At 35.8% G+C, this 19,011-nt stretch carries 16 protein-coding genes and 1 pseudogene; 12 read left to right on the top strand and 5 right to left on the bottom strand.

The features are described from left to right. Window positions 1–30: 30 nt before the first annotated feature. A complete protein-coding gene (locus AB1279_RS21765; protein WP_429760908.1) occupies window positions 31–1,479 on the bottom strand; it encodes a L,D-transpeptidase family protein in 1,449 nt (482 codons plus the stop codon). Window positions 1,480–1,917: 438 nt separating this feature from the next. On the opposite strand from AB1279_RS21765, the gene AB1279_RS21760 reads away from it, so the two are divergent. From AB1279_RS21760 to AB1279_RS21745, 4 genes and pseudogenes are all read left to right on the top strand, one after another. Then, window positions 1,918–2,703 (top strand): exonuclease domain-containing protein, encoded by a 786-nt coding sequence (locus AB1279_RS21760; protein WP_429760906.1) that lies wholly within the window; start codon window positions 1,918–1,920, stop codon window positions 2,701–2,703. Between the two features lie 708 nt (window positions 2,704–3,411). Then, a pseudogene (locus AB1279_RS21755) lies at window positions 3,412–4,043 on the top strand (DnaD domain-containing protein); the annotation flags it as partial. Window positions 4,044–4,428: 385 nt separating this feature from the next. Continuing rightward, complete coding sequence (truA, locus tag AB1279_RS21750; RefSeq protein ID WP_429760904.1) at window positions 4,429–5,166, top strand: tRNA pseudouridine(38-40) synthase TruA; 738 nt, start codon at window positions 4,429–4,431, stop codon at window positions 5,164–5,166. A 176-nt stretch (window positions 5,167–5,342) separates the two neighbouring features. Beyond that, complete coding sequence (locus tag AB1279_RS21745) at window positions 5,343–6,626, top strand: acetylornithine deacetylase (protein ID WP_429760903.1); 1,284 nt, start codon at window positions 5,343–5,345, stop codon at window positions 6,624–6,626. Between the two features lie 91 nt (window positions 6,627–6,717). Here AB1279_RS21745 and AB1279_RS21740 read toward each other — a convergent pair whose 3' ends face one another. Beyond that, window positions 6,718–8,133 (bottom strand): sigma-54 interaction domain-containing protein, encoded by a 1,416-nt coding sequence (locus AB1279_RS21740; protein WP_429760901.1) that lies wholly within the window; start codon window positions 8,131–8,133, stop codon window positions 6,718–6,720. 283 nt (window positions 8,134–8,416) lie between these two features. Here AB1279_RS21740 and AB1279_RS21735 point away from each other — a divergent pair, with 283 nt between their 5' ends. Continuing rightward, window positions 8,417–8,671 (top strand): biotin/lipoyl-containing protein, encoded by a 255-nt coding sequence (locus AB1279_RS21735; protein ID WP_429760900.1) that lies wholly within the window; start codon window positions 8,417–8,419, stop codon window positions 8,669–8,671. Between the two features lie 329 nt (window positions 8,672–9,000). Then, window positions 9,001–10,422 carry an amino acid permease gene (locus AB1279_RS21730; RefSeq protein ID WP_429760898.1) on the top strand — a complete coding sequence of 474 codons (1,422 nt, stop codon included), beginning with the start codon at window positions 9,001–9,003 and terminating at the stop codon, window positions 10,420–10,422. A 212-nt stretch (window positions 10,423–10,634) separates the two neighbouring features. Here the strand turns inward: AB1279_RS21730 and AB1279_RS21725 are convergent, their stop codons facing one another. Then, window positions 10,635–11,303, bottom strand: a complete 669-nt coding sequence (locus AB1279_RS21725) for a helix-turn-helix domain-containing protein (protein ID WP_429760895.1) — start codon at window positions 11,301–11,303, stop codon at window positions 10,635–10,637. 138 nt (window positions 11,304–11,441) lie between these two features. On the opposite strand from AB1279_RS21725, the gene ytaF reads away from it, so the two are divergent. Together ytaF and AB1279_RS21715 are read left to right on the top strand one after the other, a co-directional pair. After that, entirely contained in the window at window positions 11,442–12,053 is a 612-nt protein-coding gene (gene ytaF, locus AB1279_RS21720; RefSeq protein WP_429760894.1) for a sporulation membrane protein YtaF, read from the top strand. 142 nt (window positions 12,054–12,195) lie between these two features. Then, window positions 12,196–12,354: a hypothetical protein gene (locus AB1279_RS21715; protein WP_020061179.1), complete on the top strand. Its 159-nt coding sequence runs from the start codon at window positions 12,196–12,198 to the stop codon at window positions 12,352–12,354. A 210-nt stretch (window positions 12,355–12,564) separates the two neighbouring features. On the opposite strand, the gene AB1279_RS21710 is transcribed toward AB1279_RS21715, so the two are convergent. Beyond that, window positions 12,565–12,906, bottom strand: coding sequence for a DUF3969 family protein (locus tag AB1279_RS21710; protein WP_429760893.1), 342 nt, complete (start codon window positions 12,904–12,906; stop codon window positions 12,565–12,567). Between the two features lie 183 nt (window positions 12,907–13,089). Continuing rightward, window positions 13,090–14,019: a glutaminase A gene (gene glsA / locus AB1279_RS21705; RefSeq protein ID WP_429760892.1), complete on the bottom strand. Its 930-nt coding sequence runs from the start codon at window positions 14,017–14,019 to the stop codon at window positions 13,090–13,092. Window positions 14,020–14,362: 343 nt separating this feature from the next. On the opposite strand from glsA, the gene nagE reads away from it, so the two are divergent. The 4 genes from nagE to AB1279_RS21685 all read left to right on the top strand — a co-directional run bounded on the left by nagE (window position 14,363) and on the right by AB1279_RS21685 (window position 19,002). Continuing rightward, a complete protein-coding gene (nagE, locus tag AB1279_RS21700; RefSeq protein ID WP_429760891.1) occupies window positions 14,363–15,862 on the top strand; it encodes an N-acetylglucosamine-specific PTS transporter subunit IIBC in 1,500 nt (499 codons plus the stop codon). A gap of 287 nt (window positions 15,863–16,149) precedes the next feature. Continuing rightward, window positions 16,150–17,349, top strand: a complete 1,200-nt coding sequence (locus AB1279_RS21695) for a serine hydrolase domain-containing protein (protein WP_429761533.1) — start codon at window positions 16,150–16,152, stop codon at window positions 17,347–17,349. Window positions 17,350–17,439: 90 nt separating this feature from the next. Continuing rightward, the gene (locus AB1279_RS21690) at window positions 17,440–18,258 is read left to right on the top strand and encodes a sugar ABC transporter ATP-binding protein (protein ID WP_429760890.1); all 819 of its coding nucleotides are present in this window, start codon (window positions 17,440–17,442) and stop codon (window positions 18,256–18,258) included. 93 nt (window positions 18,259–18,351) lie between these two features. Next, entirely contained in the window at window positions 18,352–19,002 is a 651-nt protein-coding gene (locus tag AB1279_RS21685) for a DsbA family oxidoreductase (protein ID WP_429760889.1), read from the top strand. Window positions 19,003–19,011: the final 9 nt, after the last annotated feature.

Below are 19,011 nucleotides of genomic sequence, written 5' to 3'. Positions count from 1 at the left end.
TAAAGAAAATACTTGAGATACTACTATTCGTTAGTACACGACAACCGGTTCATAAGTGCTGAGATTATCATACACAGTTTTCGCAACACTAGGAGGGAGGTTGACACATCCGCCCGAACCTGCCGTTAAATAGGCATTATTTGCCCAGTTTGTCCGCCAGCCGGCATCGTGGAACCCTTGTCCGCTGTTTGTGAATGGAGCCCAGTAATCTACCTTAACGGAATAATCCGGTTTACCTACTGCGCTGCCTCTGAGTGTGTACGGTGATCGTTTATAGAGGATATACCACACGCCCGGTGATGTATCTTCACTCGTGCTATGTTTACCAGTCACTACACTCGTTGTAACTGCCAATTTTCCATCTTTGTAAATCCAAATTTGCTGTTCTGCAATTGACACTTCAGCATACGTGTCTCCAATGCCATTATTCGCTGTTGTTTCATAACCGATGCCTTTATTCTCCCAGCCATTTCCGTAAATATTAGAAGCAGAAAGCGATTTTTCCCCTTTTTCGAAGGCTTCTTGGATTTGTTTTGCTTCTTTTTCAACATCTATTGCCCAGCCGTAGCCTTCTCCTTTTACTGATATGACAGAACCAGAATGGGTTGTAAATGTGAAGTTTTTATTTAATGTCGATTGAGATTTATTAATTTCAGTAATCTTGTTCTTAATGTCACTCGCGTCGATTGTAACCTTCATATCCTTTGACATAGAGGCATTTTTAATTAGATCTTTAGCTGTTAAAGAGTAAACTTCATTTTGTACCTTATAATCAATGGTTTGTTGAAGAAGATCCTGTAGCGCTTTCTCTTCTTTTTTTACGATCGGATCATTTTCTTTAATAGGCTGTATGTATACAGGATTCAAATGGATTTCACTTTTATACTTCTGCTTGTCGTAATCTTTTAATAGATTAGCCACATCATACTGTTTTCCGTCAATGCTTTTTGAGATAACAACTTTGCCCTGTTCAAGCTTCGCCATAGCATCTTGAGGCGCTTTTAAATCTTTATTCATAGATATGAGCTTTTCTTCTACAAGTTTTTTCATCGTTTCGCTTCGATATTGATCCGCCTTTTCCGGTATCAGCCAATAATTTTTTTCCTTTGAGGAAGGGAAAAATGTCCACTGGCTTTTTAATAGTTTCTTAACTTTAGGCAAATCTTCATCTGTAAATCCTATTTGTGTATCTTTTTCATCTAAAATTTGTTGTTGACCGACATAGACTTTGTTTTCTAATACAGATGTTTTTAATTTCTTTATTGCCTGATCAGCATTCAGACCGCCAACTTTTGTTTCATTAATCGTAACCTGTGAATTGAATCGGGTTGTCTGATAATAACTAATTCCCACAATTAGGAGTGCAATCATAACGATGACACCCGTTGCGATAAACTTCCAATTTTTAGAACGTTTAATTGAGTTTACCCGTTTTTTATCAACTTCTTCAACTGATTCACTTAGCGTGTTGTTGTTCATAAATCATTCCTCCGCATACCTAATATAACCCCGGTATCACCGTCACCGATGTTAAATTAGTGTTTTTGCATTCAAAACCATTGATTAGTTTACCTTATTATTCTTAAATTTTCATTATTTTTTTACCAGATTTTACAGTGATGAATTGACCAAATGTGGATTTTTGTCAATAGAATGAACGCGTTAATAACCTGTAGATCGACCAAAGGGATTATAAAATTGTACATAATTTATCTTCTTTAATCCTTTTTCTAGGTGGTTACATTATATAATTAGAATATATTATCCATACAAGTTTGATGAGTATTAATCAATTAGAAATCTAAAAGAGCTTTTTTCAAATTTTAATAGTGTTTAGTATGGTAGCAGAGAGATGCTGGTTCAGACAAAAAGATAGTTCGGAAATTTTAATATACAAATTGATGAGGGGATGAAGAGATGAAGTTTATCATAGTCGATTTAGAATGGAACCCTGTTCATCGTAATGGTAAATTGATAAACCAAGACATTACTGAAATTGGTGCAGTTGAAGTAAGCGAAGTTGATGGGATGGTTATGATAGGGAGGAAATTTCATTCATATGTTAGACCTTTTAATCCCATTTCAAAAAAGATAAAAGAATTAACAAATCTCCAAGAACCTGATACATGGTTAGCACCAAAATTTTCTTTAGTTATTAACCGTTTTGATAAGTGGATTGGAAATGAATCCTATATCTTTTGCTCATGGGGAGAAGACGATCGTAACGTTTTACTCAAAAATCTATTGCTTCATCACTTGGACGTAAAGTCATTTAAACATTATTTTAATCTGCAATCTGCTTTTTCAAAAATGGTTGATGAACAAAGCAGGAATCAAGTAGGTTTGATTAAGGCCATAGAATCGCTAGGTTTAATATTTGAAGGAGCGCCCCATTGTTCGGTTGATGATGCATATAATACAGCAAGAGTATTTACCAAGGTCTACAATGAAATATTAGTAACTCCTGAACCTTTTGTTAATAACTTAGTATTAGATATAGATTATAGAAATAGAGTCAATAAGGTAAAACATTTACGAACAAAATTTAAACTTAGTTATCAGGATTTATCATTAATATCAAAAATAAGTGAAGAAGAGCTTGAACAAATTGAATCGTTTCAATTAACTAAGAATAAAAAAGAAATAACAAGATTGATTAAATTGCTGTATTCCATAAGGGGAGAAACGATAGGGAAGAGATAAATGTGTTACATTCGTTTGATTGAATATATACGCCGATTTTAACTTATGTATTTTCGAATGACTACAAATAAGCTGAGCGATCAGGCCCAGTTTCCTTCTGAGGACTAGGATATTTTTATAGAGTATGAGAAATAACCTTATTGAAGATGCTGTAATATATCTTAAGAGTAAGCAAGATGAGGAAAGAAAGAGCACCTCTTTGGTAAGACAAGAGGTGTTTCAATTTGAAATACGGTGATAATGTGAAAGCCAAATAACATGATAAATTACATGAATCGGCAGACCATAACCTAAAGTGAACTTTGCAGCCTCGTTAAAGGTAACCTAGCGATAGGACAAAGAAGGGAAGAAAGGTGATAAAATGTACACAACAGTCCTACATATAGCAGGCTTATTCCGTAACATATAGAGAATGGCATGTAAAATTGTATAACCCCAAATGCTCCTTACATGATAGCCAAATTCTTTCGATTCACAATGAATAGCCCCTTACAATCCCCTTGTAAGCCCATCAAAAGCCCCTTGCAAGTAATAAATCATTACAAAAACAAAACAAAAAAACTACTACTACAAGAATCGCTTCGAAGGAAATAAAACCGTAGTAGTAATTTTTTATAAAATAAAACTACCAAATTTTCTCGCTCATCTTTATATCTATTAAGGAAACGGTAATTTCATATTTGCGGCTAAAGATGGGGGGGAATACATATGGCAGTATACCGGAATGTACGGGTAAATTTTTGGCAAGATGATTTTGTCTTGGACTTAACACCGGAGGAACGATACTTTTACATATATTTGTTAACATGCTCTAAAACTACGCAATGCGGCATTTATTCGTTACCGAAGCGTTTAGCGGAGATGGAAACAGGTTACAACAGAGAGACTGTCGAGAAGCTGCTGCAACGGTTTATCGATTATGGAAAAATATTATATGATGCAGAAACAAAGGAGCTATACATCCAGAACTGGGTGCGCTATAACCCAGTTACGAACACGAACGTCGAGAAATGTGTGTTACGCGAGCTAAAGACTGTGAAAAGCAAAAAGTTTGTACATATGTTTCTTCAAAAATGTTTAGAGGAAGAGCTGAGCATTCCGCTATTATTGGAGCATTTCGGCATGCCAGTTGAGGAGGTTCAAACTGCCCTCAAGATGATGTCGAAACCTGTGAAGCAGATGAAGACGTGGATTCCGATTGTAATGTATTCATGTTTTATAAACAAAATTTCGGTAGTTTGTCACAAAAGCTGAATGGCAGGATCAAGGACTTATTGGAGGAGTGCGTATTACAAGCACTCCGGATTGCCCATAAAAACAACAAGCCGATGCTTACTTATCCCGCATTAACGGGCAGTAAGCCCCCACCTTAAGATTCACAGAGAATCAAAGAAGGTAGGTGGGGGACAACTGCCCGTAAAAGCCCGATTGGTTCAACTAACCATCAGTGGGGAAGACCCCCCACTGATGGAAGTTTCACTTTATGTGAAGGGTATACGTAGCTTGTTGAAGTAAAGGAAGCGTCTGTTATGGAAACTGCACTAAGGAATTTTGTATTCCTTATCTATCGCTGTTTCCTATAACGTGGTATTTTTAAATATGCAGGTGAGAAGAATTATATATGATACGGATAGGTACAGTGATTGTATTTTCTAGGTATAAGAAAGGCGGTGAGTCTGTTAATAAAAAATAGGCAAATGTCTATGTTTTTAATAGCAGAAAATAATGAACAACTACAAATTAACAATTCAATATGACGGCGGCCGCTATAAGGGTTGGCAGCGTCTTGGTAATAACGATAATACCATTCAAGGAAAAATAGAAAATGTATTATCTGAAATGCTAGGAAAAGAAATTGAAATCATTGGATGCAGCAGAACAGACGCTGGTGTACACGCTCTTAATCAAGTAGCCAATTTTACGATTGATGAGAATGTAACGGAACCTAAAGTGAAAAAGTACTTAAATCAATACTTACCAAATGATATTAGTATTATTGATGTAGAATTAGTTCCAGAGCGTTTCCATGCTCGCTACAACTCGAAGGCGAAAACGTATTTATATAAGATTTGGAATGAAGAACATACAAATCCATTCATGCGAAAATACAGTATGCACGTTGGAAAAAAATTAAATATTGAACATATGAAGAAAGCAGCTCAATATTTAATCGGCTCACATGATTTTACTGCTTTTTCAAATGCTAAATCTAAGAAAAAGTCTATGGTTCGTGAAATCTACTCGTTAGATGTGACAGAAAAGGATGGCTTTATTCAAATTAGAGTGAGTGGCAATGGATTTCTTCACAATATGGTGAGAAAAATTGTTGGAGCGTTAATAGAAGTTGGATTAGGCCAGTTAGACGCGGAAGCAATACCACAAATTTTAGAGGCGAAACAACGAAATCAAATCAATTGTCTTGCTGATGCAAGTGGGCTGTATTTAGAGAAGGTTGATTTTTAATTGGATAATAAGGAACATAAAAATCCCAGTAAGTAAATGGAGTCACTTACTGGGATTTTATTGTTTCGGTTGTAAATAAGGGTTTAAAATAAAAATATAAATCGTTGAAAGTTTGTAGACACTAAAGTGTTTATGTAAAAATAAAAATTTACTATACATGCAAAGGGGAATTTGCAATGAATGAAACGATTTCAAAGCTACTAGAACAAATTGATGTAAGAAAAGATGAATTAGTAGAACTGGCAAAAACATTAATTCGTTTTGAAACTCCTGCACCACCAGCAAGAAATACAAATGAAGCGCAGCAGTTTGTCGCTGATTTTTTAACGAAGCGTGATTTTAAGATTGATAAATGGGACGTGTATCCGAATGATCCAAATATTGTTGGAGTGAAACAGGGTACAGCGGGAGACTCACACAAAAGCTTAATTATTAATGGGCATATGGATGTAGCAGAAGTCTCAGCAGATGAACCATGGGAAACGGGACCGTTTGAACCTTTTATAAAAGATGGGTGGCTTGTTGGCCGCGGCGCTGCTGATATGAAGGGTGGACTAGCTGGAGCTCTATTTGCCATTCAGCTTTTACAAGAAACTGGTATTGAATTGCCTGGGGACTTGATTTTTCAATCGGTAATTGGAGAAGAAGTAGGAGAAGCGGGAACACTTCAATGTTGTAAGTGTGGATATAATGCTGATTTTGCAGTTGTTGTGGATACAAGTGATTTACATATGCAAGGTCAAGGCGGGGTTATTACAGGATGGATTACTGTGAAAAGTCCGCAAACGTTTCATGATGCAACGCGCAGACAAATGATTCATGCCGGTGGTCGTTTGTTTGGAGCGAGTGCGATTGAAAAGATGATGAAAATTGTGCAAGGATTGCAAGAGCTAGAAAGACACTGGGCTGTTATGAAAACATATGATGGTTATCCAGTAGGGACAACGACAATTAATCCAGCGGTCATTGAAGGAGGACGCCATGCGGCATTTATTGCGGATGAATGCCGATTATGGATTACGGTACACTTCTACCCAAATGAAACACATCAACAGGTGATTGAGGAAATTGAGGATTACATTGGCAGACTTGCGGCAGCTGATCCATGGTTGCGTGAAAATCCCCCACAATTTAAATGGGGTGGGGAATCTATGATTGTTGATCGTGGTGAAATATTCCCTTCGTTAGAAGTTGATCAAGATCATCCTGCGGTGCGACAACTTGCAGCTGTACATGAATCGACATTACAACGCAGTGCCATTCTCGATATGTCTGCTACAGTAACGGATGGGGGATGGTTTAGTGAATTTAACATTCCAGCAGTGATTTACGGACCAGGCACGTTGGAAGAAGCGCACTCAGTGAATGAAAAAGTTGAGATAGGACAGCTTGTTGAGTTTACAAAAGTGATGTTGTCATTTATTTATAAGTGGTGTCATACAAAAAAGGGCGTTCTATAAGAACACCCTTTTTTGCTGTACTTATAGAAATTTCAAAGAGATCCATGTGATATATATAAACTCCTATGGATTCATGACAGAGCGATAATCTTTACGTATTCAGCCCGTACTTTTTTAATCGGTATTGCAGGTTTTGCCTGCTTAATCCTAAATATTTTGCGGCCTGTGAGATATTACCATTATGTTCATTAAGGATTTGAATAATATATTCTTTTTCCATTTCTTTTATTGTGTTCTTTAAAGTTCTAGATGTGTGATCTGAGTTATCAGTTTCCCACCTAGCTAGAGGAGGGTGAATATTTAATTCATTTTTTACTAGCTCGTAAAAACGTGTTGGAATATGAGATGTTGTAATCATTTCTTCATCTTCTATTAAATTCATAGACCCTTCAATTATATGTTCTAATTCTCTTATATTTCCAGGCCAATCGTGTTTATAGAAAAAGTCTCTGACGTTGTCATCTATACCTTTTACTTTTAAGCCAAATTGCATATTATATTTTTCAATAAAACTACGAAGAAGTGGTAAGATGTCTTCTTTTCGCTTTCTTAAAGGTGGAAGAAATAAAGTAACGACACTTAATCTATAGTATAGGTCTTTTCGTAAGCGATTGTGCGCGATGGCCTCAATTGGATCTTCATTAATAGTTGCTATGATTCGAACGTCTACTTCTTTTTCTTGTGTTCCTCCGATTCTTCGTATTGTTTTATCTTGTATCGCACGTAATAATTTAGCTTGAAGCGCTGGACTTAACGAGTTAATTTCATCTAATAATAAAGTTCCCCCGTGTGCTTCTTCAAATAAACCTGGTTTATCTATTGCACCTGTGAAAGCTCCTTTGTTTGTGCCGAATAATAAGCTTTCCATTAGGGTTTCAGGTATAGCAGCACAATTTTGTGAGATAAAAGGCTTACTTGCACGGTGACTTTCATTATGAATACTTTGTGCAAATAATTCTTTTCCGGTTCCTGTTTCTCCCATGATAAGTATAGAGGAAGAGGTGCGTGTTACTCTTTTTGCTTCTGCAATAACCGATTGAATGGCTTTAGAATTACCTATTATATGATTAAAGGTAAATTTAGTATTATGCCCTCGAAGGGCATTCGCTTTACTCGTTTGTCTTATCTGGGGAATCTCTTTTACTATTTCAATAGCGCCTTTTATTTTTCCATTTTCTACTATGGGAAAGGTATCATTAATTGTTGTGATCTCTTGCCCTTTATTATTAAAATAAGTTTGCTTTATATTTTTTCTCGCTTTTCCCAGTTGTAATGCTTCTATAAGTGTACTGTTTTGATTTTCTTCAAATGCAAATACCTCTAAAAGGTTTTTATATAGTACCTCCTTATGATTCATTGATTCAATTTCCATCATTTTGCGGTTGTAGATGATCGTTTTACCCTCTTCGTTAATCATGTGAATCCCAATATCAATTTCATTGAGTAAGGTTTCATATAGCATATTCATTTCGACTAATTTTTTGAGATTGATTTCTTTTGTGTGCATCGTTCATCTTCTCCTTGTTATACCCTATGAAGACTGACTTTTCTTAATTTTAATAAAATTATTGCAAGTATGCAAAAAAAATTTGCGTTTTTTGGTTGAAAATCTTTAAAGAAGAAGAAAAATTTTGCGCGTATTAAAATTTTTTCAGTACTAACTCTTAATTCCACGTAAGAAATTAGATTGGTACATATCTTGCATATTAATAGTTGAATGTTCTGATTTTTTTGGGGAGGTGAATTGGAAGATTTACAGGTTTATTTAATAAGAAAGAGGGGTTTAAAAGATGAAGATAGTCATAGAAAACGTGTACAGTCCTTGTTATGGTAAGGTTGAAAAATTATTTATTAATGAAAGTTCCTATGTGTATGAGTGGGAGAAATTAGCTTTAATTGAAACTATGGATAAGCAGAAAGTAGAAATTAAAGTGGGAATCAGTGGCTATGTGGAAGGGCTAGAAGTAGAAGAAGGACAAGCTATCACAAATCAAACATTATTAATAACAGTCAGGGATGATCTGTTGATTACAGGAAGTGATTAATCTAAAGCCTTCTGGATTATGTACCGTTTTCTAATGCTCTTTTAAACAATTGCTTAATTTATATCACTATCAAGTGGAGCCTAAGAAAGTTTTCGTATGAACTATCTATCGTATTTTGGTTTTTTCTTGTATTGGGAGATTTTCTTTTGAAAAATCTCCCTTCTATTACAAATCTATAGTAACAATGAAATAAAAATGCACTTTATTCATTTTTATTTTTCATATTAAATTTAAAGCGTTTACATTTTGGGGTGCTTATAAAGTGAAGCTTCCATCAGCGGGGGTCTTACTGTCCGCGAATAGCGGGATAAAATTAAAGGGGGGTTCATATGGAAAAGCAAAATCAGGAGTTAAAGCGGGAGTTAAAAAGTAGACACATATTTATGATCGCACTTGGAGGGGTTATTGGTACAGGCCTTTTCTTGGGATCTGGTTACACTATTCATGAAGCTGGGCCAGGCGGGGCAATTGCTGCGTATCTTGTTGGGAGCTTTGTTATGTATTTAACGATGCTTTGTCTTGGAGAGTTAGCCGTTGCTATGCCGAATGCGGGATCTTATCAAGTATATGCTACAAAGTATATTTCGCCTGCAGTAGGTTATGTAGTTGGTTGGATGTCATGGCTAAACTGGGCTGCTACGATAGGGATTGAGTTGATTGCAGTAAGTATTTTAATGAAGCGCTGGTTTCCACATGTACCATCTTGGATATGGTGCATCGTGTTTGCAGTCCTTCTTTTTTCGATTAATGTATTATCCTCACGGAGTTTTGCAGAGTTTGAGTTTTGGATTGCTGGTATTAAAGTAATTACAATTATTGCATTTATTATTTTAGGCGGGGCGGCAATGTTTGGATTTTTACATATGAAAGGAACTGACGCAGCACCGATGCTTTCAAACTTTACTGATCACGGGGGACTGTTCCCGAATGGACTGAAAGCGATTCTAATTACAATGATTGCCGTTAATTTCTCCTTTCAGGGGACCGAAATTGTTGGGATTACGGCCGGTGAGAGTGAAAACCCGGAGAAAACCATTCCGAAAGCAATTAGAAATACAGCTTGGCGTATATTCATTTTCTTTATACTTTCTATGTTCATACTCGCTGGGTTATTCCCATGGGAAAAAGCGGGATTAGTAGAAAGTCCATTCGTAGTTGTATTTGATAAAATTGGGATTCCGTATGCCGCAGATATTATGAATTTTGTTATTATTACAGCGGTGTTATCAGTAGCAAATTCAGGCTTATATGCAACTTCTCGTATGCTTTGGTCTATGGCGAATCAAGGGATGATTAGTCCGATTTTTGGGAAGTTATCTAAAAAGGGTGTTCCTATTTATGCATTAATTACAAGTTTGATTTTTGGTTGTCTTTCTTTATTATCCGGTATATATGCAGAGGATACAGTTTATTTATGGCTACTTTCTATTGCAGGATTCGGTGGAATACTAGTCTGGGCATCAATTGGTTTATCAAATTTTCTAGGGAGAAAAGCATATATAAAACAAGGAGGGGATATTAAGGATTTGAAATTTAAAACGCCGTTGTATCCAATTGTGCCACTTCTTTGTTTCGGATTAAATATGGCCGTAATTGTGAGCATGGCTTTTATTCCAGACCAACGTATGGCATTGTATTGCGGTATTCCGTTTACGATTGTTTGCTTACTGTTTTACCGTTTTTCTAAAAATAAGAACAACAAAATGAAACAGGTTGAAGAAACAAATACGAGAGAAGCGCAAAGTTTATAATAAAGTGAAACTTTAATCAGTGGGGGATGAAAAAACACCGATGAAAGTTTCGCTGTATCCTCCGCCTAAATTTTTGTTTTTGGCGTAATTTTAAGGTAAGAGTATTACTGCTTACCAATAGCAGGATAAAAATTTAGGTTAAGGTAAAGAAAAGGGATGCATGTTAGCTAAGGACATGCATCTCTTTTCTTTATAGTGTGGAATAATAGGTTTTATTTTTCTTTCTCCGATTTATTTTTAATCTCAGCTAACTTTTTCTTCGTTAATTCCACTGCAATTGCATCATCTAAGTATCCAATCGGAAATACGTAATCTGGAATAATATCGGTTGATAAAACAAAATATAGCAAGGCGCTTCCGATAATTGCTCGTTCTTGCGGCGTAATAGATTCTTTGCAAAATTGATGATACATATCTTTTAGTTGATCGATGAAAGGGCCTGTGCTATCAAGTTGTTGCAGCTTTGTTGAAAATCCTTCGTGAATGAGACGTTGTCCTTCAATTGTTTTCGCATAGCGTTCGTAATTTTCAAGCTCTTGTTTTACACGAGTTGTTGTGTATTCGTAGTCAAATAAGTTAGAGGATTGTAATGTATTTTGAATGGCATCAATTGATGTATACATTTCTGTTTGGGATTCAGCTGTTTGTTGGGGATGTTTTACGTACATTGCATCATATAAGTACTGTATAGGAATTTGCAGACATTCGGCAAATTTTTGAAGATGTTTTTGCTTCGCTTGTTGCTTTCCATTAATAATTCGTGAAATGGTGGAGGGATCGACGTTGGTTAGCGCTCCAAATTGCCGCATAGATAAAGCACGCTCTTGTAATAATTCTTTTAATACCGTACCGAGTTGATGATTTATATTTTGAGTAGACATAGTTTTAGGCGCTCCTTTTTGTTACTGAAATGTTGAAGAACTGTTGAGATTTTATTAGAAGTATATGAAACAGACAGGCACAGTTGCTCAATATTTGCATAAGATACAATAAAAAATGCAATAAAGGAGCGTTCGTTGATGTATATAACAAGTTTATTTTCAATTCTATTTATTGCGATAGCTTCAAATTTAGATAATGCGGGTGTAGGAATTGCCTATGGAATTCGAAAGATTCATATTTCGTGGTTCAATAACTTTATCATAGCTTTCTTTGGCTTTTTATTTACACTTGTAGGAGGTTTTTTCGGTAATTGGATTTCCTTGTTTATTTCAGATGCTACAGCTAGTGTTATTGGTGCCATTGTAATTGGGAGTATTGGAGTATTGGTACTATGTCAGCCGTTGCTTAGTAAGGAGACAGAACAGGGAAGGAAGCAAAGTAATGTGTTAATGCGCATTTTACGTAATCCAGAAGCAGCTGATTTCGATGGATCGAAATCAATTGGTTTTTCAGAAGCAATTGTACTTGGAATTGCACTATCCATTAATAATATTGCAGGTGGTTTTGATGCAGGTATAACAAATTTGAATTTGTGGATGACGGCTATTATTTCTGGTTTCTTCAGCTTCTTAAGTGTTAGGTTCTTTTCTTACGTAGGTAAAAAGTATTTAGCGGTGTATTTAGGGAAATGGGCAACTGTAATTGCGGGTGCTTTGCTTATTATAATTGCAGTGGATCAACTCTTATAAGAGAAAGTTGGGCTTACTGTTCGTTAAGCGAGGAATCAAACAAACTTCTGCAATTTCCTCGGAAATACAACAAACCATTGCATATGTCGACGACCTTTTATTTATACTAACATAGACTTTATTCAATGGAAGGGGTGTTAGTATGGGACGCGGTAAATCTTTTGATCATAAGAAAAAAGGACACGATCATCAACCTCCAAAGGGTGCTTACATTCACAAAGATGTAAATGAACATACGTTAGAAGAGGAAGAGTTACCAGTAAATATTGAAACATATAAAAATAGTTTAAAAAAACATTAAAAAGCACCTAAAGAGGTGCTTTTTTTTACCGCTTTAATGGGAGGAGTGTTATTTTACTGGAAGTGTTCACTTTATCCCTCATTAACGGGCAGTAAGCCCCCCCACCTCAAGAAACAAGGAAGAGTAGCTGGGGGATAGCTGCTGGCATGCGCCCGATTGGTTCAACAAACCATTCGTGAGGAAAAGCATCTCACGAATGGAAGTTTCACTTTACCGAATATCTTCAATTAATTGCTCTGTTTCCTCATACATTTCATAATCACTTAGCACTTGAATACAGCGCCATTTTAACTCTTCGATATTTTGTTCTAAATCTTCTGGGATTAGGTTTTGAATGTCTTCTAACTCTATGCCGAAGTGAATGACTTCCAGTACTTTATCATCAATGCTTCGATCCATTAACAATTCCAGTACATCTAAATTAAATATGTATCGATAGGCTTCATCAAGGGAAACAACTTTTAATTTTAAACTTTCAACGATGCTTAATACAAAAAGAAGAATAGTTTTCTCGAGAACTGCCTGATCTTCTGTTTGAAGGATGAGTTTCATGAGCACCTCCATTTTATCCCGCTATTCGTGGGCAGTAAGAACTGATTAGTGAACGATTTAGAAAGAAAGGTATTCTCTGATTGGAAGTTTTATGTGATAAAACACTGGGTTGTACTATACTATTCGGAGGTATATAGAAAATATGCAAGATTATACAGAAAAAAGCGCCATTTTAGACGCTTTTTAAAAAATACTCCAGCCTTCTTGTTCAGAAAGTAATTCTAATATTTTAAGTCCAGCGAGACTGTTACCATTTTCATCTAGCGAAGGACCGAAAATACCAATACCCATTTCACCTTTTACACAGCCAAAGATACCACCAGCTACACCGCTTTTTGCTGGAATTCCAACGCGAATTGCAAATTCTCCAGATTCGTTGTACATTCCACACGTTACCATAAAGGTTTTGCAAATTTTTGTAATGTGTTTTGGAATAATTTGTTTGCTGCGATATGGATCATAACCATCCATCGCAAAGATAAGTCCGATACGAGCTAAGTCTATGCAGTTTACTTCAATTGCACATTGGCGTGTATATAGATCCATTAATTCTTCAATATCACCATCGATAATGTTGTTTTGCTTCATATAGTAGCAAAGAGAGCGGTTTAAATAAGCAGTTTCTAATTCAGATATGGCAACTTTAGAAGAATAGTTAATGGAAGGATTATCTGTAATATCACGAACAAAGTGAAGGATGCGTTCCATTTTTTCTTCATTGCACTCACCTGCAATCATACTTGTGATAGCTAATGCCCCGGCATTAATCATTGGATTTAATGGTTTAGAGGGACTTGTTGTTTCTAATTTAATAATAGAATTAAAAGGATCACCTGTTGGCTCCATGCCAACTTTAGAAAATACATACTCTTCACCGCGGTCTAAAAGAGCAAGAGCAAGTGTAATTACCTTTGAAATACTTTGAAGCGTAAAGAGTATCTGGGATTTTCCCGCATGAACGTAATGGTTTTCTCTATGGTAAATCGCGATACCTAAATCATCAGGATTTGCATTTCCTAATTCAGGAATATATGTTGCAAGCTTCCCTTGTTTTGTATAGGGCTGAACTTGATCTAATAACTGTTGTAAGTTGTTAGTCTCGATACACTGCATAATAAACACTCCTATTATATTAGTTACTAAATTTAACTTTCCCGACAAGTACAGAAATAAATAATAACATGAAAATGAGGAATGATAAAATGAAACTTCTATTCATGAGGGCGCTTCGTTATTTGTAAAAACGGTAATTTCAATCCATTGCTGTTTAGTGATTAGAATAAGGATGAATCCCACTGACATCTAGGATTAAGGGAAATAAATCCATAAAAAATTCAAAAATAATAACTACACATCTATACAACTATATGTTATTATGTTCATGTGATATAAAGCGTTTTCTAAAACTTTTTTATAAATGGTAACGTTTTCATAATTTTGAATAGGAGGAATTCAGATGTTGCAGTTTTTACAACGTATTGGTAAAGCATTAATGCTTCCAATTGCAGTATTGCCAGCAGCAGGGCTCTTGCTTCGTTTAGGGCAGCCTGACGTATTTAATATTCCTGTTATGGCGCAAGCCGGTGCAGCAATCTTTGATAATTTAGCACTTATTTTTGCGATTGGTGTTGCAGTCGGTTTGTCTGTTGATGGTAGCGGTGCCGCAGCTCTTGCGGGTGCGATTGGTTATGAGGTTTTAAAAAATACGACGGATACTTTAAGTAAAGGGTATTCAGCGGCAGAGTTAAACGATAAATTAAGCAGTGTGCAACATTTAGTTGGTTCTGTAGATCCTTCTAAAATGGCAGATACTTTAGGCCAGGTTGCAAAAGCGGCAACGTTAGCACCGAAAATTAATATGGCCATTTTAGGCGGTATTATTGCAGGTGTAGTTGCAGGATTGCTATATAATAAATTCCATAAAATTAAATTACCAGAATGGCTAGGATTCTTTGCTGGTAAACGTTTTGTTCCCATTATTACAGCTGTAGTGATGCTACTATTAGGGTTAGTGTTTGGAGAAATTTGGCCAACAATTCAAAGCGGTATCGATGCAGTAGCACATGGTATCGTTAACTTAGGAGCAGTTGGTGCAGGAATTTTTGGATTATTAAACCGTTTATTAATTCCAATTGGTTTACACCATGTAATGAACACATATTTCTGGTTTGTGCTTGGTGATTTTACAAACTCAGCAGGAAATGTTGTAAATGGCGATATCGCTCGTTTCTTTGCAGGAGATCCAAATGCAGGTATGTTCATGACTGGTTTCTTCCCAATCATGATGTTTGGTTTACCAGCAGCATGTTTTGCGATGATTGCAGCAGCAAAACCAGAAAAGCGTAAAGCAGTTACTGGTATGTTAATTGGTCTTGCATTAACTTCATTCTTGACTGGTATTACAGAACCAATTGAATTTTCATTCATGTTCTTATCACCAGTATTATATGGTATTCATGCTTTATTAACAGGCCTTTCTTTATATATCACAACAACGCTTGGCATTCATGATGGATTCTCATTTAGTGCCGGTGCAATTGACTATGTTATTAACTTCGGTATTGCAACAAAACCAGTACTATTAGCAGTTGTAGGTTTAGTTTATGCAGCAATTTACTTCTTTGTCTTCTACTTCTTAATCAAGAAATTAGATTTAAAAACACCTGGTCGTGAAGATGATGATGAGTTAGTGGAAGAAGGAACGGTTGAGGCAGGGGAAGCTGGTTCTATCGGTGAAACATATGTAGCAGCGTTAGGCGGAAAAGAAAACTTAACAGTAATTGACAACTGTGCAACTCGCCTTCGTTTACAAGTAAAAGATGCAAACTTAGTAAATGAATCAGCATTAAAACGTGCTGGTGCAAAAGGTGTCATGAAATTAAGTAATACAAGTGTACAAGTTATCGTTGGTACAAACGTTGAGTCTGTTGCTGATGATATGAAAAAACATGTATAAATAATAAACAAGAAATCCCTCATTGATAAAAATGAGGGATTTTTTTATCCCGTTATTTGCAGGCAGTAAGACCCCCGCCTCAAGATTCAGAGAAAAACGCAGAAGATAGAGGGATAGATACCCGATTGGTAAGAGCTTTCTATAAATCGAGGATGAAGAAAATACCATTGATGGAAGTGTTATTTCATTACAAATGTAACGACTATCTTGCATTTTCAATGCTCTTTTTTATTTTTTTATGTATGACGTTGGTAAACTACTCATTGCGTGATAAAGTAGGATGTAAAATGGGCAACTATGCAAAAAGGCAGGTTTTTATTGTTATGAAATCTCACAGACCGATTGTATATATAAAGCGAACGATTATTCTCAGTCTGTTGTTTACCCTTATATATTGGGGATATACGAAAATTACTTCTCACAATAAAGAAAAGGAAACGCTGCAAGCGGTGAAAGAAGTAAAGAAGGAAGATGTAGAGAAAAATCCAAATCCGAATCTAAGTCCAAAAGAATTGCCAGCTGAGCAACCTACGCAAGATATAAATAATAATGCGCAGTTGGATGAGTACTTAAAGAGTAAAAACTTCAATGGTACAGCTGTTGTTATAAAGAATGGAAAGGTTCTTTTGAATAAAGGATATGGACTTGCCAATCAAGATAAAAAAGTTGCTAATAATTCAGAGACATCTTACTATATTGGGTCAATTACAAAAGCTTTTGTCGCAACTTCCATCATGCAATTGAAAGAACAACATAAATTAAACACAGAAGATACTGTCGCGAAATATATTCCTGATTTCCCAAGAGGCAGGGAGATTAAATTAGTACATCTCCTTACACATACATCAGGTATTCCAGAGTACCCAGAGGGAGCAGAGAACATTACTCATGATGAACTCATCAAAAGAATAGGACATCAAAAATTAGCATTCCCTCCCGGATCGAATTGGAAATACTCTGATTCTAACTACTCTGTGCTTGCGTATATTGTAGAGAAAGTGAGTGGAGAATCTCTTCAGGATTATATTCAAAAGCATATATTTGACGTAGCTGGTATGAATCACTCAGGATTTGGTGACAACTTTCAACAAGAAAAATATCCTTCTACCGGATATAAAATTGTAGATAATAAGATGACAACACCAGCTTTACCAAGCATGTCGCAATTGTTTGGATGTGGTGATATATATATGACCTCATATGATTTATATTTATTTGATCAAGCTTTATTTACAGGAAAGCTCATTTCAAATGAAAGTTACCATCAAATGTTTACAGCAGTTAAAAAAGATTATGGTTTTGGTTGGTATGTGGATCCAGGTAGTTACTCAAATCATGGCGTTATGCCGGGGTGGAATTGTTTAAATAGTTTTAGCAAAAATGGAAGTGAGTATGTGGTTTTATTATCTAATATTCAAAATAACATTAAATCGTTTGGTGTATTAAGTAATGATATTTATACGATGATTCGGCATGTAGAGGGTTAGAAAGCTATCTTATGAGATAGCTTTTTTCATTTGGATAAATACTTGAAAAATGAGATAATAATAAAAATATGTAAAAAAGTGGGGTTTGATATGGGGATTCATGAACATCATGCCCGGAATGGGAAAAGGTTATTTCTTCTTTCTAGCTTTATATTTTTTGCTGCTATTATAGCGTTTATACTTGATTATATTCGGACACCGTATTTTCAGTGGAACAAGAATACTATGACCTTTGTAAGTATGATTATAACGGCCTTTTTTTTTATGATTTATAGTTTTATAGAAAAAGGGAGAGCTAAGAAAATTGGAACAACAATTTGTATTGAAGAGACATTACCGATGCTGGAGCAACAGCGATTTGTCATAAGAAGAGAAACGTCTTTAGTCACGTCAATTACATACTTTTCAATGGATGGAAATACAATGGGCGGTTTAAGAGAAGAATATGAAACAGAAATGCAAAAAGTTTGGAAAATTTTTGTATCTTTTTTCTTGAAATCATTGCATGAAAAGCGCTTTGTTTTGTATAACGAACTAGGAGAAGAGATGTTAATTGTAAGACAAAGAGCGGGAATGCACCTTTCTTATACGTTTCATGACTTGGCGGGAGATAAGATTTGTGAACTGAAACAGACGTGGAATTTAAAAAAGCTGGAATGGCTTTTGAGGTCTGAGCATGATGAACAAATTGGAGAAGTTACTGGAGATTTGCATGCCAATATTCAAAAGGGACGCTGGAAAGATGGCAGTTATATTGAAGTAAAAGAAGATGCGATTCCAGTAGAAGCAATTGAATATTTTTCTGCGAGCGGCGGTTCGCTCGTTAATTTGTCGATTGCGGAATATGCAAAGTATGAGAAAGCTTTGTATTATGCGGTAGCCGCAATATTGACATTGAAAAATCGTTAGATGTCTTTCCATAAATGGAAACGATTTTTTGTTGACAGAAATACCATGTTGTAACTATAATTGTTACAACATGAAGGTGAAGGAGTAAAAATAATGACATTACAAATAAAAGTATATTCCGATTATGTTTGCCCATTTTGTTTTATTGGTGAGCAACCATTACAAGAAGCAATTCAAGGAAAAGATGTAGAAGTAGAATGGATGCCGTTTGAATTACGACCATATCCAGCGGAACGTATTGATCCATGGAATGAACCAGACAAGTTAGGCATGTTTCAAAGTACAATTGCACCGTGGGCAGAGCAAATGGGTGTTGATATAAAATTACCTCGTTTGTCACCACATCCATATACACATACTGCATTTGAAGGATATCAATATGCAAAAGAAAATGGAAAAGGAAATGAATATCAACATCGTGTGTTTACTGCATTCTTCCAAGAGGAGCGTAATATTGGAGAAGTGGATGTGCTTGTAGAAATAGCTGGAGAAGTGGGATTAAATCAAGATGAGTTTCGCCAAGCGCTAGAGAATGGTACGTATAAAGAGGCGCATCAAAAAGCAGTTCATCACGCTTATTATGAACAAGGCGTACAAGCTGTGCCGACATTTGTTATTGGCGAGAGTGTGGTACAAGGTGTACGTAATAAAGCAACGTTAGAAGCTGTCATTGAACAGGAACTAAAAAAAGAAAAAGTAACAGTCTCAAATGGTATGACATGTAATATAGAAGGTTGTGAGTAAGGGAAGGCA

This window comes from Bacillus sp. S14(2024) (assembly GCF_050473785.1).
In the GTDB taxonomy this organism is placed as follows: Bacteria; Bacillota; Bacilli; order Bacillales; family Bacillaceae_G; genus Bacillus_A; species Bacillus_A yunxiaonensis.
Note: the sequence above shows the minus strand (reverse complement) of the source record. Positions and strands in the feature narration are given on the sequence as shown.

Coding starts and splice junctions, on each gene's coding strand:
- AB1279_RS21765 (WP_429760908.1), bottom strand. CDS start 1,479: ATGAACAACAACACGCTAAGTGAATCAGTTGAAGAAGTTGATAAAAAA.
- AB1279_RS21760 (WP_429760906.1), top strand. CDS start 1,918: ATGAAGTTTATCATAGTCGATTTAGAATGGAACCCTGTTCATCGTAAT.
- truA (WP_429760904.1), top strand. CDS start 4,429: ATGAACAACTACAAATTAACAATTCAATATGACGGCGGCCGCTATAAG.
- AB1279_RS21745 (WP_429760903.1), top strand. CDS start 5,343: ATGAATGAAACGATTTCAAAGCTACTAGAACAAATTGATGTAAGAAAA.
- AB1279_RS21740 (WP_429760901.1), bottom strand. CDS start 8,133: ATGCACACAAAAGAAATCAATCTCAAAAAATTAGTCGAAATGAATATG.
- AB1279_RS21735 (WP_429760900.1), top strand. CDS start 8,417: ATGAAGATAGTCATAGAAAACGTGTACAGTCCTTGTTATGGTAAGGTT.
- AB1279_RS21730 (WP_429760898.1), top strand. CDS start 9,001: ATGGAAAAGCAAAATCAGGAGTTAAAGCGGGAGTTAAAAAGTAGACAC.
- AB1279_RS21725 (WP_429760895.1), bottom strand. CDS start 11,303: ATGTCTACTCAAAATATAAATCATCAACTCGGTACGGTATTAAAAGAA.
- ytaF (WP_429760894.1), top strand. CDS start 11,442: ATGTATATAACAAGTTTATTTTCAATTCTATTTATTGCGATAGCTTCA.
- AB1279_RS21715 (WP_020061179.1), top strand. CDS start 12,196: ATGGGACGCGGTAAATCTTTTGATCATAAGAAAAAAGGACACGATCAT.
- AB1279_RS21710 (WP_429760893.1), bottom strand. CDS start 12,906: ATGAAACTCATCCTTCAAACAGAAGATCAGGCAGTTCTCGAGAAAACT.
- glsA (WP_429760892.1), bottom strand. CDS start 14,019: ATGCAGTGTATCGAGACTAACAACTTACAACAGTTATTAGATCAAGTT.
- nagE (WP_429760891.1), top strand. CDS start 14,363: ATGTTGCAGTTTTTACAACGTATTGGTAAAGCATTAATGCTTCCAATT.
- AB1279_RS21695 (WP_429761533.1), top strand. CDS start 16,150: ATGGGCAACTATGCAAAAAGGCAGGTTTTTATTGTTATGAAATCTCAC.
- AB1279_RS21690 (WP_429760890.1), top strand. CDS start 17,440: ATGGGGATTCATGAACATCATGCCCGGAATGGGAAAAGGTTATTTCTT.
- AB1279_RS21685 (WP_429760889.1), top strand. CDS start 18,352: ATGACATTACAAATAAAAGTATATTCCGATTATGTTTGCCCATTTTGT.